Raw genomic sequence first — 15394 nt, forward strand, 5'->3', positions numbered from 1 at the left:
AGCCGAACACCCGATGGCGTTATTGCAGATCACCGAACCCGGAGCCGAGTCCGCGCCGCATCAGCGCCACCTCGCGGCCGGGATCGACCTCGGCACGACCCATTCGCTGGTCGCCACGGTGCGTAGTGGCGAGGCGGATACCCTGCCGGACGAGCAGGGCCGGCATATCCTGCCGTCGGTGGTCCACTACGCCGCGGATGGGGTGAGCGTGGGGTATGCGGCCGCGGAGCACGCGGCGGATGATCCGCACAACACCATCGCCTCGGTTAAACGCCTGATCGGACGCGGCGCGGCGGATGTCGCGCGCCTGTCTGGCGAGCTGCCGTTTCGCCTCAAGACCGGCGAGTCCAGCGTGCCGCGGATCGAGACGGCCGCGGGTGACAAGACCGCGGTCGAGGTGTCCGCCGATATCCTTCACACCCTGCGCCAGCGGGCCGAAGCGACCCTGGGCGACGAACTCGAGGGCGTGGTGATCACCGTGCCCGCGTACTTTGATGATGCCCAGCGCCAGGCCACGCGCGACGCCGCGCAATTGGCGGGGCTGAACGTTTTTCGCCTGATCAGCGAACCGACTGCCGCAGCGGTGGCTTACGGGCTGGATCAGGGCGAGGAGAGCACCATCGCGGTTTACGACCTGGGCGGTGGGACCTTCGACATCTCCATACTGCAGCTGCGCCGCGGTGTGTTCGAGGTGCTGGCGACCGGTGGCGACTCGGCCCTGGGCGGCGATGACATCGATCGCACCATCGCCGACTGGCTGTTGAACCAGGCCGGGATGGGCGGCGAGAACGACCCGCAGCGCCTGCGTCGGGTGTTGCTGGCCGCGCGTCAGGCGAAGGAAGCCCTGACTGACGCTGCGAGCACCCCGGTCGAGGTCGTGCGCGCGGACGGCTCCACCTGGTCCGGCGCGTTGGATCGCGAAACCCTCGTGGGGCTGGCGCGTCCATTGCTGGATCGCACCATGAAGGCCTGCCAGCAGGTCCTCGCGGATGCCGGCCTGGAGACGGATGCGATTGACGAGGTCGTGCTGGTGGGCGGCTCCACCCGCATGCCTGCGGTCCGCGAGGCGGTGGAGGGGTTCTTCGGTCGGGTCCCGCATGCCGGGATCGATCCGGACCGCGTGGTGGCGATTGGCGCCGCGCAGCAGGCCGACATCCTGGCCGGCAACAAGCCCGATACCGAACTGCTGCTGCTGGACGTGATCCCACTGTCATTGGGCCTGGAAACGATGGGCGGGTTGGTCGAGTTCATCGTCCCGCGCAACACCACCATCCCGGTCTCGCGGGCCCAGGAATTCACCACCTTCAAGGATGGTCAGACGGCGATGTCCCTGCATGTGGTGCAGGGCGAGCGCGACGTGGTGGATGCCAACCGCTCGCTGGCCCAGTTCACCCTGTCCGGCATCCCGCCGATGGTGGCCGGGGCCGCGCGCATCCGCGTGACCTTCCAGGTGGACGCCGACGGGCTGCTCAACGTGACCGCGCGCGAACAGACCCAGGGCGTGGAGGCGCATATCGAGGTCAAGCCGAGCTACGGCCTGACCGATTCCGAGATCGAGCAGATGCTGCGCGACTCGGCGTCCTCAGCGCGCGAGGATATGGAGGCCCGCCGCCTGCGCGAGGAGCAGGTGGAGGCCGACCGCGTGCTGGAGGCGATCGACGCCGCGCTGCAGACCGATGGCGATCGCTACCTGGAGCCGGAGGAGCGCCAGAGTATCGAACAGGCGCGCGATACCCTGCGCGCCGAACGCGAGAAGGGCGACGACCCGGACGCGATCGAGGCCGCGCGCAAGCGCGTCGAGCAGGCCTCCGAGGCCTTCGTCGCGCGGCGCATGAATGACAGCATCCGGCGGGCACTCGCCGGTCACAACGTTAGCGAATACGACGCAGGGAACTGAGAACATGCCCCAGGTAATCTTTCTGCCCCACGAGGAAATCTGCCCCGAAGGCGCCTCCCTCGAGGCCCCGTCGGGCATTAGCATCTGCGATCTCGCGCTGCAAAACGGCATCGAGATCGAGCACGCCTGCGAAAAGTCCTGCGCCTGTACCACCTGCCATGTCTACGTGCGCGAGGGATTCGACAGCCTGGACGAGCCGACCGAGGACGAAGAAGACATGCTCGACAAGGCCTGGGGCCTGGAGCCGGACTCGCGCCTGTCCTGTCAGGCGATCGTGACCGACAACGATCTCGTGGTGGAACTGCCGAAGTACACCATTAACCAGGTCTCCGAGAACCACTGATCAAGGACCAAGCGATGAAGTGGACCGAAACCCAGGAAATTGCGATCCAGTTAGCCGACGAACACCCGGATGTGGACCCGCGCAACATCAACTTCGTGGATCTGCGTCAGTGGGTGATGAACCTGCCGGAATTCGATGACGACCCCGAACGCTCGGGCGAGCGTGTCCTTGAGGCGATCCAGCTTGCCTGGATGGACGAGGCCGACGTCGACGACTGACGGGTTTTTGGATCGACCACGAAGCACACGAAGAAGGGCCAGACCCTTTTTCACCACAGAGGGCACAGAGGACGCAGGGAAGGGCAGGAGGCTGAAACGCCTACCCGATACCAGGATAGCTTACCGATGCGAAGTGGTATCGCGGCCTGTGCTTCTGTGCCGTCTCCTCGACCTTCTGCGTGTCTGCGTGCGCTTCGTGGTGAATCAAGGCCGGTGACGTTGCTGCAGGGGCGTCAGGTCGCTAGACTACGCGCCGCACGTTGCGTCCGCGTCTTTTTTGCGTTGGGAACCCGCCGTTCGGCGGGTTCTCGCGTTTGCAGCCGGGCCCAGCGACCGATATTCAATCCAAGTACCAGGAGAGCCGCCCCATGGCCGTTGAACGCACCCTTTCCATCATCAAGCCTGACGCCGTTGCCAAGAATGCCATCGGCGACATCATCAGCCGTTTCGAAAAGGCCGGCCTGAAGGTCGTTGGCGCGCGCATGATGCACCTGAGCCGCGAGCAGGCCGAAGGCTTCTACGACGTGCACAAGGAACGCCCGTTCTTCAACGATCTGGTCGAGTTCATGATCTCCGGCCCGGCGCTGGTGCAGGTCCTGGAAGGCGAGGACGCCATTGCCAAGAACCGCGACATCATGGGTGCGACCAACCCGAAGGAAGCCGCTCCGGGCACCATCCGTGCCGACTTCGCCGTGTCCATCGACGAGAACGCCGTACACGGCTCTGACGCCCCGGAGACCGCGGAGCGCGAGATCGCTTTCTTCTTTGGCGACGACGGCGTCTGCCCGCGTACCCGATAAAGCGGGCCCGCATGCGCTACGGGGCCCGGTTGCACCGCACACCGGGCCCCGTAGGCAGGCATCCCTTCGGCACAGTACACTAGGGGACTTGAGCCAACCGGTCCCTGTTATGGCACACACATCCTCCACCCCCCTGAATCTCCTGGGCTACAGCCACCAACAGCTCGTCGAGCTGCTGGCGCAGTGGGGTGAACCGCGTTTTCGTGCCACCCAGCTGATCAAGTGGATCCATCAGCGCGGGGTCACCGACTTCGAACAGATGACCGACGTGTCGCGCAAGCTGCGCGATCGTCTGGAGCGCGAGACCGAGATCCGCGTGCCCGAGATCGGTCTGGAAAAGGCCTCCTCCGACGGTACCGTCAAGTGGGTGCTGCGGCTCCCCGACGGCAATGCCATCGAGACCGTCTTCATCCCCGAGGGCGGGCGCGGGACACTGTGCATCTCCTCCCAGGTCGGCTGTGCGCTCGACTGCACCTTCTGCTCCACGGCCCAGCAGGGCTTCAACCGCAATCTCACCAGTGCCGAGATCATCGGTCAGGTGTGGCTGGCCATGCAGCGGCTCCCGGCGCCGGACGGCCGCAAGCGCGCAGTCAGCAACGTGGTCCTGATGGGTATGGGCGAGCCGCTGGCCAATTTCGATGCGGTGGTCCCGTCCTGTCAGTTGATGACCGACGACAATGCCTACGGTCTCAGCCGGCGCCGTGTGACCCTTTCGACTTCCGGCCTGGTTCCAGCCCTCGATCGTCTGAGCGCACATACCGATGTCGCTTTGGCCGTCAGCCTGCATGCGCCCAATGACGCGTTGCGCGACCGTCTGGTGCCGATCAACCGCAAGTACCCGCTCGCCGAGCTACTGGACAGTTGCCGCCGCTACGTGGAGGCAACCGACGCCCACAGTGGCGTGACGTTCGAATACGTCCTGCTGGCCGGTGTCAACGACCAGCCCGAGCACGCCAACGAGCTCGCCGGGCTGTTGCGGGGTATTCCTGGCAAGATCAACCTGATCCCGTTCAACCCGTTCCCGGGGGCTCCGTTCGAACGCCCGTCGGAGGCCACCGTCCTGGCCTTTGAGCGGCGCCTGCAGAAGGCCGGCTACGTGACCACCGTCCGGCGCACCCGGGGCGACGACATCGATGCCGCCTGCGGGCAGTTGGTGGGGCAGGTCGAGGATCGAACCAATCGTGGCATGCGCATGTTCCGCCTGCATGCCGAGTTGCCACAGACGGATCGGAGGGCTTCATGACTGGACGCGCGGGTTTGCGCATCGCCGGGGTTCTGACCCTGGCGCTGCTGCTGGGTGGCTGTGCCGCCACGGCCGACCGACCGGTTTCCGGCGAACGCGAGGATGCCGCCGAGGTGCATGCTGAACTGGGCATCGGCTATCTGCGCGAGGGCGAGTTCGAGCAGGCCGAGCGCAACCTGCGGCGGGCGCTGGACTATGACCCCGGCTATGTCCTCGCCAATATCGGTATGGCAGCGATCTACGAGCGCAAGGACCAGCTGGACCGTGCCGAGGAACACTATCGCCGGGCCCTGCGCCGCGACGAGGACAACCCCTTTGCGCAGACCAACCTGGGCGCATTGCTTTGCGCCCGCGAGGACTTCGACGAGGCTCAGGAGCTGTTCGCCAAGGCGATTAAGAATCCGGATTACGATCGCCGCGACATCGCCCACATGAACTCCGGCGTCTGTCACGCGGACGCGGGCGATGCCGAGGAGGCCGAGCGGCAGTTGCGCCGGGCGCTGGAACTCAATCCGCAGTATCCCCGCGCGCTTCTGGAAATGGCGCGGCTGAGTTATCAGGACGACCGGCCGATGCAGACTCGGGCCTTCCTGCAACGATTGGACAGCCAGGGGGTCGAGAATGCCGAGACGCTGCTGCTGTGCTATCAGGCCGAAAGCGCGCTGGGCAACAGCCGCGCGGCCAACGCGTGTGCCGAGCGCCTGAGCCGCCATCACCCGGACAGCGACGAGATGGCCGAGCTGCGCCGGCTGGAGCGTGAAGGGTGAGCGATCCACGCGACAAGGAACCGGGCCTCGGGCGGGTCGAGGATGTCGATGATTCAACGAATAACGTCGCCTCCCTGCGCACCGAGGGTTCGGACCCCGATCCGGAGCCGTCCTTCTCCGCCGCGCATGGTCTGACCACCCGGGACCACCCGGAGGCATCCGGACCGGAGGCGCCCCGGGGTGAGGACGAGCCCGGCGCCAGTCTGCGGCGGGCGCGTGAGGCGGCCGGTCTGGACAGCGCGACCCTGGCCAGCCGCATCCACCTCGGGCGCGGCACCCTGGAAGACCTGGAAGCCAATCGCTTTCATCACATGCCGCCGGCGTACGTGCGCGGCTATCTGCGCTCCTGCGCCCGCGAGCTGGGCGTGGCCGCGGATCCGTGGATTCAGTCCTTCGAGAACCACGGGATGGTCGACCCCGAACTCCGGGCCGTCGCAACGCCCTCCGCGCGCGACCGTCAGCGTCGGCGCGGCCGCGGTATTTACTGGCTCGCCTTGCTGTTGGCCGCGATCCTGCTTGGACTCGGGGTCTATGCCTGGAGCGAGCGCACGGACACGCCCGGGTGGCCGTCGCTGAACCTGGGCGAGGCGCGGGATGCCGTCCCGAGCCTCGCCGATACCCAGACCCCGGACGCCGAAGGGCTCAGCCCGTCGATCGCCGAGAGCACCGATCCGGAGCCCGTCACGCCCGCGCCGGAGGCCCTCCCGGAGGGCGCCCAGCCGGAGTCGGCGGGTGCCGAGGGATCGGCCGGCGCCCCGGCAGCATCCTCGGAATCCACCGCACCGGCGGAGGCCCTGACCGAACGCCTGGTCGTGCCGGAAGAGCCGGTCATGCCTGAGGCCCCCGTGCGGGCCGAAAGCGAAGCCCCACTGGATGCTTCCCCGGTGATCGAGACTTCCGGTGAAGGTCCGGCGGCGGGTGAGGGCGCGCAACTGGTGCTGGAGTTTGGCGAGACCTCCTGGGTGGAGATCCGCGATGCCGCCGACGAGGTGGTTTTGACCGGCGTGCTCAGCTCGGGTGACCGCGAGGAGATTCGCCTGGATCTGCCTGGCCGGGTGATCCTGGGCAACGCGTCCGGGGTCTCGCTGACGCTGGATGGCGAGCCGGTAGACGTCGAGACGCATATCCGGAGCGACCGCACCGCGCGCTTCGATCTGGAAGGCTGAACCCGGGTCTTTCCGGCAGGCCATCACGTACAAACAAAAAGACACCATGAAAGCGATCAAGTCGATCCGCGGGATGCATGACATCCTGCCCGAGTCCATTCATGTCTGGCAGCATCTGGAAGCCACCCTGCGCGAGGTTGTGGAGGCCTACGGCTACCACGAGGTCCGCATGCCGATCGTGGAGTCGACCGAGCTGTTCAAGCGCTCCATCGGCGACGTCACGGATATTGTCGAGAAGGAGATGTACACCTTCGACGACCGCAATGGCGACAGCCTGAGCCTGCGCCCGGAAGGCACCGCGAGTTGCGTGCGCGCGGGGATCCAGCACGGGCTGCTGCACAACCAGGTGCAGCGACTGTGGTACCTGGGGCCGATGTTCCGCCATGAGCGCCCGCAGAAGGGGCGCTATCGCCAGTTCCACCAGGTTGGGGTCGAGGTGTTCGGCCTGCCGGGGCCGGATGTCGACGCCGAGATGCTGGCGATGACCGCACGGCTGTGGCGCATGCTCGGGCTCTCGAACGTGCGCCTGGAGCTGAACACGCTGGGCACCCCGGAAAGCCGGCAGCGTTATCGCGACCACCTGATCGCCTATTTCGAGCAGCATCGTGACGCCCTGGACGAGGAGGCGCAGCGCCGGCTGTACGACAACCCGATGCGCATCCTCGACAGCAAGCATCCCGATACCCGCGAGGTGGTCGCGCAGGCCCCCAGCCTGATGGATGATCTGGACGCTGAGTCGCGCGCCCATTTCGACGGCTTGTGCGCGCATCTGGATGCGCTGGGCATCACGTACGAGCACAACCCGCGCCTGGTGCGTGGGCTCGATTACTATACGCATACAGTATTCGAGTGGATCACCGAGGATCTCGGTGCCCAGGGTACGGTCTGCGCCGGCGGGCGCTACGACGGCTTGGTCGAACAGCTCGGTGGCCGCGGCACCCCGGCGATCGGGATGGCAATGGGCCTGGAGCGGCTAGTCGCGCTGCTGGAGGCGCGCGAAGACGCCCCGGCAGCGCCGGGTCCGGATGCCTACCTGATCGTCGGCGGCGACGAACTGGTCGGCCCGGCACTGCAACTGGCGGACCAGCTGCGTGGCGAATTGCCGGGGCTGCGCCTGGTCCAGCATTGTGGTGGCGGCAGCTTCAAGTCGCAGATGAAACGTGCCGATCGTCTGGGGGCGCACTATGCCCTGGTGCTCGGTAGTGACGAGCATGCCGCGGGCACCGTCACGGTGAAGCCGTTAAGATCGCAGGGCGGCGAGCAGATGGCCGTCGACCGTGCAGCCCTCACCGACCATCTGCGCACGGCTCTGCAAGAGCGCTCGTAGTCAACGCAAGGATCAAGAACACGATGAGTTATCTCACCGACGAAGAAAAAGCGGAACGCATCAAGCAGTGGTGGGCGAACAACGGCATGGCGATTGTGGCCGGCCTGGTTCTCGGGGTCGGCGGCCTGTTCGGCTGGAACTGGTGGAGCGATCGCGAGGAATCGCGCGCCCAGGTGTCCTCCGAGATGTATCAGGCCCTGCAGGTCGCCGGTCAGACCGGCCAGACCGATCGCGCGCTGGAACTGGCCGATGCGGTGATCGAACAGGGACGGGGTACGCCCTACCGCGCGCTTGCCTGGGTCTACCGGGCCGATGTGGCGATCGCGCAGGACGACACCGATACCGCGATCGACGCGCTGCAGGCTGCGCGCGACGCGGCCCCCGATCGCGGGTATCGCGAGGTGCTAACGCTGCGTCTTGCGCGCCAGATGATCCTGGCCGAGCGCCTGGATGATGCCGCGGCGACCCTGGCGGACGTTCGCAGCGATGCCTTCACGGGGCTGAAGCGCGAGCTCGAAGGGGATCTGGCCCGCGCCCGTGGCGATCGCGAGCGGGCCCGCGAGCATTACGAGGCTGCACTGGATGCGGGGCACAGCCCCGAGTACCTGCGTCTGAAATATGAAGAACTTTCCGTCTAGAGGACCCGTCGCCTGATGTCTGTGCCTTCCCTTGCGAGTCCGGTCGTGCGCCTGCTGATTGCCAGCGCGCTGATCCTGTCCCTGAGCGCCTGCGGTCTGTGGTCGCGCGATACCACCGAGCCACCGGCGGACCTGCCGGAGTTCGAGGCCGAAGGTCAGCCGGAGCGGCTGTGGTCGCGCTCGGTGGGCAGCGGTGGCGAGCGCTTCCTGTGGCAGATCTATCCCGGAATCACCGACGACCTGGTCGTGATGAGCGACGCCGCCGGGCGGGTTTCCGGTCTGAATCCCGACAGTGGCAGCCAGCGCTGGCAGGTGCGCCTGGATGATGCCCGGGTCTCCGCGGGGGTCGGCGTCGGTGGCGGCCTCGCCGTGGTCGGCACGCTGGACGGCTACGCCATCGGCGTGGATCTGGATGGCGATGGCGAACGCTGGCGTGCTGCGCTCTCCAGCGAGGTGCTGGCAGTCTCGGATGTGTCCGGCGGCCTGGTCATCGTGCGTACCAACGACGGTCGCATCCATGCCCTGGACGCCGACTCCGGCGCCACCCAGTGGACCGCGCTGCGCACCACACCCTCGCTGAGCCTGCGCGGGGCCCAGCGCCCGCAGATCACCTCCGGCCGTGTGCTGGCCGGGTTCGACAACGGCCGCCTGCTGATGCTGGGGCTGAACCGCGGCAACGTGCTGTGGGAGACCACCCTGGGGGTTCCCACCGGGCGCACGGAGGTCGAGCGCATGGTGGACCTGGACGGGCATATCCCGATGTATCGCGGCGCTGCCATTGCGGCCACCTACCAGGGACGGCTCGCGGCGCTGGATCTCAACTCCGGCGAGATCTTCTGGGTCCGTGATTTTTCTTCCTATCAAGGCGGAGATGTGGATACGCGTTCCGATGTCCTGGTCGTGACCGATGCCGAGAGCCACCTGTGGGGCCTGGAGCCCCGCAGTGGTGGTGACCTGTGGCAGATGGATGGCCTGCGCCTGCGCGGTGTGACTGCGCCGGTGGTGGTCGGTCAGCACGCCATCGTCGGTGATTACGAGGGCTACCTGCACTGGGTCGACGTCGAGGACGGGCGCATTGTCGCCCGGCTGCGCGCCGGTTCCGGTTCCGTGGTTACGCGTCCCACCCTGGTGAACGGCACGCTGTATGTCGTCACCGACAACGGGCAGCTGACGGCCGTGAATCCCTCAATCCGGGGTGACGAGTGAGCCACAAGGTTTCAGGGCGCCGGGTTCTCCGCGCAGGGCGCAGCCGCAGATGATTCCGGTTATCGCCCTGATCGGTCGGCCGAATGTCGGCAAGTCCACATTGTTCAATCAGCTCACGCGCTCGCGCGATGCCCTGGTGGCGGACGTCGCCGGACTGACGCGTGATCGCCAGTACGGCATTGGCAAGGTCGGCGACTTTCCCTATCTGGTCGTGGACACCGGCGGGCTCTCGGGCGAGGGCGCGGAGATGGACCGCGCGATGGCCGAACAGACCCAGCGCGCGGTGGCCGAAGCGGATCATGTGCTGTTCCTGGTGGATGCTCGTGACGGCCTGACGCCGCAGGACCAGGCGATTGCCGATCAGCTGCGCGGCGCCGGGGTAAAGGCGCGGGTCGTGGTGAACAAGACCGATGGCCTGGATGCCGATTCCGTCAGTGCCGAGTTCTACGCCCTCGGGCTGGGGCAGGTGACCTCCATTGCCGCAGCACACGGGCGCGGCGTACAGGGCCTGATGCAGGCGGTGCGCAAGGACGTGGCGGCCGCGCGCCGGGCGGCCAGTGAAGATGCCGGAGACGACGAGGCCGCCAGTGACGGCCTCGACGAAGCCTCGCAGCAGGCGGCGCTGGATGACTGGCCGGGCATTCGCGTCGCGATCGTCGGACGCCCCAACGTCGGCAAGTCGACCCTGGTGAATCGTATCCTGGGCGACGAGCGCGTGGTGGCCACGGAAGTGGCCGGTACGACCCGCGACAGCATCTTTGTCCCGTTCGAGCGCGACGGTCAGGAGTACACCCTGATCGATACCGCCGGGGTACGCCGCCGTGGCCGGGTCCACGAGGTGATCGAGAAATTCAGCGTCATCAAAACGCTGCAGGCGATCGAGTCCGCCCACGTGGTGGTCCTGGTGGTGGACGCCCATGCCGGCCTGTCGGATCAGGATTCCCACCTGCTGGGGATGGTCATCGAGGCCGGGCGCTCGCTGGTGCTGGCCGTGAACAAGTGGGACGGGCTGGACGACCACGCGCGCGAGCGCATCCGCGACGAGCTGGATCGGCGCCTGGGGTTTGTCGATTTTGCCCGCATGCGCCTGATCTCGGCCTTGCACGGCACCAATGTCGGGCATCTTCTGGACGACGTGTGCGAGGCCCACGCCAGTGCCTTCCGCAAAATGTCCACGCCGGAGCTCACGCGTCTGCTGGAGGCCGCGGTGGCGGAGCATGCGCCGCCGATGATCAGCGGCCGGCGCATCAAACTGCGCTACGCGCACCAGGGGGGCCAGAACCCGCCGGTGATCGTGATCCACGGCAATCAGACCGACGCGCTTGCCGGGAGCTACAAGCGTTACCTGGAAAACTTCTTCCGCAAGCAGCTCAAGCTGGTCGGGACACCGTTGCGGCTCGAATTCCGCTCCGGGCGCAACCCCTACGCGGGCCGGCGCAACAAGCTCACGCCGAGACAGCAGTACAAGCGCAAGCGTCTGATGCGGCACGTGCGCCGCTGATCGCGACGGTGGTCCCGGGGCATCCCGCCAATCCGATGCGTGACCCGGCGCTGTCCGGCTTCGCCGAGGTGGTGGAGCCGTTTCGGGTGATGGACATCCTGGCACGAGCCCAGGCGGCCGAGCGCACCGGGCGCGACATCATCCACCTGGAGGTAGGGGAGCCGGACTTCCCGACGCCGCCCCTGGTAATCGCGGCCGGTCGCGCCGCGCTGGCGGAGGGGGATACCCGCTACACCCCCGCGCACGGGACCCAGGCCCTGCGCGAGGCGCTGTCCGCCGACTACTGGCGACGCCATGGGGCCGAGGTCGACCCGGAACGCATCGTGATCACCGCGGGCGCCTCCGCAGCCATCCTGCTGGCGCTGGCGGCGGGGGTGAATCCGGGCGAGGAAGTCCTGCTGCCGGACCCCGGCTATGCCTGCAACCGCCAGTTCGTCGCCGCGCGTGGGGCGACCCCCGTGGGTTTGCCCGTCCAGGCAGAACATGCCTTCCAGCCGACCGCCGAGTCGATTGCCGCCGCGTGGGGCGCCAACACCCGTGCGGTGCTGTTGGGGTCGCCGGCGAACCCGACCGGGACCTGCCTGTCGCGTGATCGGCTGGCTGCGATCGTCGAGGTCGTGCGCGAGCGCGGAGGCCTGGTGATCATGGACGAGATTTACGCCCAGATCGTCTTCGATACCCCGGAGCCCAGTGCCGCGGCCGGCTTCCCGGATGTGGTGGTGATCAACTCGTTCTCCAAGTACTTCGCCATGACCGGATGGCGCCTGGGCTGGATGGTGGTGCCGGAGACCTGGGTGGACCCGGTGCGGCGCCTGGCACAGAACCTGTTTGTGGCCCCGGCCAGCATGGCCCAGACCGCGGCGCTGGCGGCCTTCGCGCCCGAGACCGAGGCGTTGCTGCAATCTCGGGTGCGGGAGCTGAAACGCCGTCGGGACGTGCTGCTGGAGGCGCTGCCGGGGCTCGGGCTGGAGGTCCAGGCGCGGCCGGAGGGCGCGTTCTACATCTATGCCGACTGTACCGCCCACGGCCCGGACTCCGAGGCCCTTTGCGCGCGCGTCCTGGACACGGTCGGTGTCGCCCTGACGCCGGGGACGGATTTCAGCCCCAGCCGGGGTCGGGACTACCTGCGTATCGCCTATACCCAGTCCGAGGCCCGCCTGCGCGAGGCCGTCGAGCGCCTGCGGGGCTTGCTGTGATCCCCCTGGTCGCACTCCGTCGGGCTATATCCAACCGGCCAGGTTCAACAGGAGTGCACCCAGCCCGATCGGCGCCACATAGCGGAGCACGAAACGCCAGATCGTGAACGCGAAGGGGGCCAGGGCGAGTTCGTCGCGGGCCACACGGGTATGCACAACCCAGCCGGCAAATACCGCGATCAGTAGCCCCCCCAACGGGAGCAGCAGGTTGATGGCCACGTGTTCGATGGCGTGGTAGAGCGTCGGGATCTCGCGGCCCAGCAGGGTGATGTCCAGGCGTGTCCAGGCCGCGCCGCTGAACGAGAACACACTGGCGAGGCTCAGCAGCCAGACCGCGCCGCCACAGACAAGGACCGCGAGTACGCGGGACGCATGCAGGCGCTCGTGAAACAGGTGCACGAAGGCCTGAACGTTGGTGATCATGGTGCTGAATGCAGCCAGGCTCAGGGTGGCGAAGAACAGGGTCGTCAGCAGGACGCCGGCGGGTACCGCCGCCAGTGCCAGCGGCAGGGTCTGAAACATCAGCCCGGGGCCTTCGGCCGGGTCGAGCCCGAAACCGAACACGATGGGGAAGATCGCCAGCCCCGCGATCAGGGCGACCGCAGTATCCGCCAGTGCCACGCCAATGGCAGTGCGGCCGATGGACGTGTGCTGCGGCAGGTAGGCGCCGAACATCATCAGCACCCCGGAGGCCAGCGTCATGGTGAAGAACGCATGGCCCACCGCGATCAATACACCGTGCGAGGTCAGCGCGGAGAAGTCCGGCCGCAGCAGGAAATCCAGCGCCTGGCGGACATCCCCAATCCACCAGGCGCTGGCCAGTGCGGTCAGCAGCAGGACCAGCAGCACCGGCATCAGCACATGCAGCCAGCGTTCCAGCCCCTGGCGCAGGCCCAGGGCGACGATGCCGAAGGCCAGGGTAACGGCGAGGGTGCTCCAGGCGAGCATCTCGGCGGGGGAGGCCGTCATGGCGGCGAACACTCCCGCCACCTGGTCGCCGTCGGCGCCGACAAAGGCGCCGGTGGCGGCCTTGTGGATGTAGGAGAAGGCCCAGCCGGTGATCACCACGTAGAAGCTCATGATCAGAAAGGCGGAGAACAAGCCCAGCCAGCCGACCAGCTGCCACAGGTCGTGGGCGCCACTCTCGCGAGCCACTTCGCGGGCCGCGTATCCAGGCGAGCGGCGGCCCCGGCGACCGATCATGACCTCCGCCATCATGATCGGAATGCCAATCAGGACGATGCAGCCGAGGTAGACCGCGAGAAAGGCGCCACCCCCGTTCTGGCCGAGGATGTAGGGAAACTTCCACACGTTCCCCAGCCCCACCGCCGACGCCGTGGCTGCGAGGAAGAAGGCATAGCCGTGGCTCCAGCGCTGCGCAGTGGCAGTGATGGTCATCTATCAGGTGATGACGTCGGGTTTCTCGCGGCGGGTCAGGCCGGGGATGTCGCCCAGGCGCGATGCGGCGTCAATAAGCGGTCCCAGCAGTTCCTGGGGGTCGGCATCGAGGTGTTCGGGATGGGTCTCGTGCTGCTCGATATACAGGCGCAGGGTGGCGCCCTGGGTGCCGGTGCCGGACAGGCGGAAGACGATGCGGGCACCGCTCTCGAACAGTACCCGCAGGCCCTGGTGCTCGGTCAGGCTGTTGTCCACCGGATCCCGATAGGCGAAGTCGTCCGCCTGGGCGACGCGCATGCCGGCCAGGGACTGGCCCGGCAGTACCGAGAGCTGCTCGCGGATGCGCGCCATCACCTGTTCGGCCCGCTCGCTCTCCACCGCTTCGTAGTCGTGGCGCGTGTAGTAGTGGCGGCCGTACTGGCGCCAGTGATCACGCACGATCTCCTCGACCGACTGGCGGCGTACGGCTAGCAGGTTCAGCCAGAACAGCACGGCCCACAGGCCGTCTTTCTCGCGTACGTGATCGGAACTGGTGCCAAAGCTCTCTTCGCCGCACAGGCGGATGCGCCCGTCGTCCAGCAGGTTGCCGAAGAATTTCCAGCCGGTGGGGGTCTCGAAGCAGGGGACGGCCAGCTTCTCGGCGACCACGTCCACGGCCTGGCTGGTGGGCATGCTGCGGGCCACGCCCTTCAGGCCGTCGGCGAACGCCGGGATGTGATGGGCGTTGGCGGCCATGATGGCGAGGCTGTCCGACGGCGTGACGAAGAACCGGCGCCCGAGGATCATGTTGCGGTCGCCGTCGCCGTCCGACGCGGCCCCGAAATCCGGGGCATCCCGACCGAACAGGGCCTCGCTCAGTTCACGCGTGTGGGACAGATTCGGGTCCGGGTGACGGCCGCCAAAGTCGGCCAGCGGTTCCGCACGCAGGATGGTGTCGGCCGGGGCGCCGAGGCGGTTGATCAGGATCTCTTCGGCGTACGGGCCGGTGACCGCGTGCATGGAATCGAAGCGCATGCGGAAATGGTCGGATCGCAGCAGTTCGCCGATGCGGTCAAAGTCGAACAGCGTGGCCATGTAGTCGGCGTAGGTGCCCACGGGGTCGACGACCTCGATGTCCATGTCGCCCATCTGTACTGCGTGTAGATGATCGATGTCGACGTGCTCTGCGCCGTTGGCGATGCGGTAATGGCTGATGCGGGTGCTCTGCTCGAAGATCGCGTCGGTCACCGAGTGCGGGGCCGGGCCACCGTTGGCGGTGTTGAGCTTGACGCCGAAATCCCCCTCCGGCCCGCCCGGGTTGTGGGAGGCGGACAGGATCAGGGCGCCCGTGGCCCCCCGAGACCGGATCAGGTACGAGGCGGCCGGCGTGGACAGCAGTCCGCCATACCCGATGGCGACCTTCTGCACCCCGTTGGCTGCGGCCATGCGCAGGATGACCTGGATCGCCTCGCGATTGTGGAAGCGCCCGTCGCCGCCGACCAGCAGTTCGCCGTTCTTCAGGTCCGGGCAGGCATCGAAGACGCTCTGGATGTAATTCTCCAGATAGTGCGGCTGGCGGAACTGCCGGACGCGCTTGCGCAGACCGGAGGTGCCGGGTTTCTGGTCGGGAAAGGGTTGGGTCGTGACGACACTTATGTCCATGGGTCGCTCATCCTTGTTGTCCGGGGAGACGCTGAGCAATGCGGACGCTCGCG

Annotated in this window: 14 protein-coding genes; 12 read left to right on the top strand and 2 right to left on the bottom strand. The window is 67.2% G+C overall.

The features are described from left to right. The first annotated feature begins 13 nt into the window (after window positions 1–13). From hscA to G335_RS0112925, 12 genes are all read left to right on the top strand, one after another. Window positions 14–1897 carry a Fe-S protein assembly chaperone HscA gene (gene hscA, locus G335_RS0112870; protein ID WP_018176995.1) on the top strand — a complete coding sequence of 628 codons (1884 nt, stop codon included), beginning with the start codon at window positions 14–16 and terminating at the stop codon, window positions 1895–1897. Window positions 1898–1901: 4 nt separating this feature from the next. Beyond that, a complete protein-coding gene (gene fdx / locus G335_RS0112875) occupies window positions 1902–2240 on the top strand; it encodes an ISC system 2Fe-2S type ferredoxin (protein ID WP_018169505.1) in 339 nt (112 codons plus the stop codon). A 14-nt stretch (window positions 2241–2254) separates the two neighbouring features. Continuing rightward, the gene (gene iscX, locus G335_RS0112880; RefSeq protein WP_018169506.1) at window positions 2255–2458 is read left to right on the top strand and encodes a Fe-S cluster assembly protein IscX; all 204 of its coding nucleotides are present in this window, start codon (window positions 2255–2257) and stop codon (window positions 2456–2458) included. Window positions 2459–2826: 368 nt separating this feature from the next. Further along, a complete protein-coding gene (gene ndk, locus G335_RS0112885; protein ID WP_018145981.1) occupies window positions 2827–3258 on the top strand; it encodes a nucleoside-diphosphate kinase in 432 nt (143 codons plus the stop codon). 109 nt (window positions 3259–3367) lie between these two features. Continuing rightward, window positions 3368–4501 (top strand): bifunctional tRNA (adenosine(37)-C2)-methyltransferase TrmG/ribosomal RNA large subunit methyltransferase RlmN, encoded by a 1134-nt coding sequence (locus G335_RS0112890; RefSeq protein WP_018145980.1) that lies wholly within the window; start codon window positions 3368–3370, stop codon window positions 4499–4501. Then, window positions 4498–5268 (top strand): type IV pilus biogenesis/stability protein PilW, encoded by a 771-nt coding sequence (gene pilW, locus G335_RS0112895; RefSeq protein ID WP_018176996.1) that lies wholly within the window; start codon window positions 4498–4500, stop codon window positions 5266–5268. Before G335_RS0112890 ends, pilW begins: the two co-directional genes overlap by 4 nt. After that, window positions 5265–6434 carry a helix-turn-helix domain-containing protein gene (locus G335_RS0112900; protein ID WP_018169509.1) on the top strand — a complete coding sequence of 390 codons (1170 nt, stop codon included), beginning with the start codon at window positions 5265–5267 and terminating at the stop codon, window positions 6432–6434. The genes pilW and G335_RS0112900 overlap by 4 nt, the downstream gene beginning before the upstream one ends. 46 nt (window positions 6435–6480) lie before the next feature. Then, window positions 6481–7761 (top strand): histidine--tRNA ligase, encoded by a 1281-nt coding sequence (gene hisS / locus G335_RS0112905; RefSeq protein ID WP_018176997.1) that lies wholly within the window; start codon window positions 6481–6483, stop codon window positions 7759–7761. A 23-nt stretch (window positions 7762–7784) separates the two neighbouring features. After that, window positions 7785–8399 (top strand): tetratricopeptide repeat protein, encoded by a 615-nt coding sequence (locus G335_RS0112910; protein WP_018176998.1) that lies wholly within the window; start codon window positions 7785–7787, stop codon window positions 8397–8399. A gap of 45 nt (window positions 8400–8444) precedes the next feature. Continuing rightward, window positions 8445–9605, top strand: coding sequence for an outer membrane protein assembly factor BamB (gene bamB, locus G335_RS0112915; RefSeq protein WP_018169511.1), 1161 nt, complete (start codon window positions 8445–8447; stop codon window positions 9603–9605). A 49-nt stretch (window positions 9606–9654) separates the two neighbouring features. Beyond that, the gene (gene der / locus G335_RS0112920) at window positions 9655–11106 is read left to right on the top strand and encodes a ribosome biogenesis GTPase Der (RefSeq protein ID WP_018176999.1); all 1452 of its coding nucleotides are present in this window, start codon (window positions 9655–9657) and stop codon (window positions 11104–11106) included. 35 nt (window positions 11107–11141) lie between these two features. After that, window positions 11142–12302 (top strand): aminotransferase class I/II-fold pyridoxal phosphate-dependent enzyme, encoded by a 1161-nt coding sequence (locus tag G335_RS0112925; protein ID WP_018177000.1) that lies wholly within the window; start codon window positions 11142–11144, stop codon window positions 12300–12302. 24 nt (window positions 12303–12326) lie between these two features. On the opposite strand, the gene G335_RS0112930 is transcribed toward G335_RS0112925, so the two are convergent. Beyond that, entirely contained in the window at window positions 12327–13700 is a 1374-nt protein-coding gene (locus tag G335_RS0112930; RefSeq protein WP_018177001.1) for a sodium-dependent transporter, read from the bottom strand. A gap of 3 nt (window positions 13701–13703) precedes the next feature. Next, the gene (locus G335_RS0112935) at window positions 13704–15341 is read right to left on the bottom strand and encodes an alpha-D-glucose phosphate-specific phosphoglucomutase (protein ID WP_018177002.1); all 1638 of its coding nucleotides are present in this window, start codon (window positions 15339–15341) and stop codon (window positions 13704–13706) included. Between the last annotated feature and the right edge of the window lie 53 nt (window positions 15342–15394).

This window comes from Thioalkalivibrio sp. AKL8, assembly GCF_000380525.1.
In the GTDB taxonomy this organism is placed as follows: domain Bacteria; phylum Pseudomonadota; class Gammaproteobacteria; order Ectothiorhodospirales; family Ectothiorhodospiraceae; genus Thioalkalivibrio; species Thioalkalivibrio versutus.

Excerpts from the sequence above, each read along its gene's own strand:
- hscA (WP_018176995.1), top strand. The coding sequence starts at position 14 with ATGGCGTTATTGCAGATCACCGAACCCGGAGCCGAGTCCGCGCCGCAT.
- G335_RS0112890 (WP_018145980.1), top strand. The coding sequence starts at position 3,368 with ATGGCACACACATCCTCCACCCCCCTGAATCTCCTGGGCTACAGCCAC.
- G335_RS0112935 (WP_018177002.1), bottom strand. The coding sequence starts at position 15,341 with ATGGACATAAGTGTCGTCACGACCCAACCCTTTCCCGACCAGAAACCC.
- ndk (WP_018145981.1), top strand. The coding sequence starts at position 2,827 with ATGGCCGTTGAACGCACCCTTTCCATCATCAAGCCTGACGCCGTTGCC.
- der (WP_018176999.1), top strand. The coding sequence starts at position 9,655 with ATGATTCCGGTTATCGCCCTGATCGGTCGGCCGAATGTCGGCAAGTCC.
- pilW (WP_018176996.1), top strand. The coding sequence starts at position 4,498 with ATGACTGGACGCGCGGGTTTGCGCATCGCCGGGGTTCTGACCCTGGCG.
- G335_RS0112910 (WP_018176998.1), top strand. The coding sequence starts at position 7,785 with ATGAGTTATCTCACCGACGAAGAAAAAGCGGAACGCATCAAGCAGTGG.
- fdx (WP_018169505.1), top strand. The coding sequence starts at position 1,902 with ATGCCCCAGGTAATCTTTCTGCCCCACGAGGAAATCTGCCCCGAAGGC.
- iscX (WP_018169506.1), top strand. The coding sequence starts at position 2,255 with ATGAAGTGGACCGAAACCCAGGAAATTGCGATCCAGTTAGCCGACGAA.
- G335_RS0112925 (WP_018177000.1), top strand. The coding sequence starts at position 11,142 with ATGCGTGACCCGGCGCTGTCCGGCTTCGCCGAGGTGGTGGAGCCGTTT.
- G335_RS0112930 (WP_018177001.1), bottom strand. The coding sequence starts at position 13,700 with ATGACCATCACTGCCACTGCGCAGCGCTGGAGCCACGGCTATGCCTTC.
- hisS (WP_018176997.1), top strand. The coding sequence starts at position 6,481 with ATGAAAGCGATCAAGTCGATCCGCGGGATGCATGACATCCTGCCCGAG.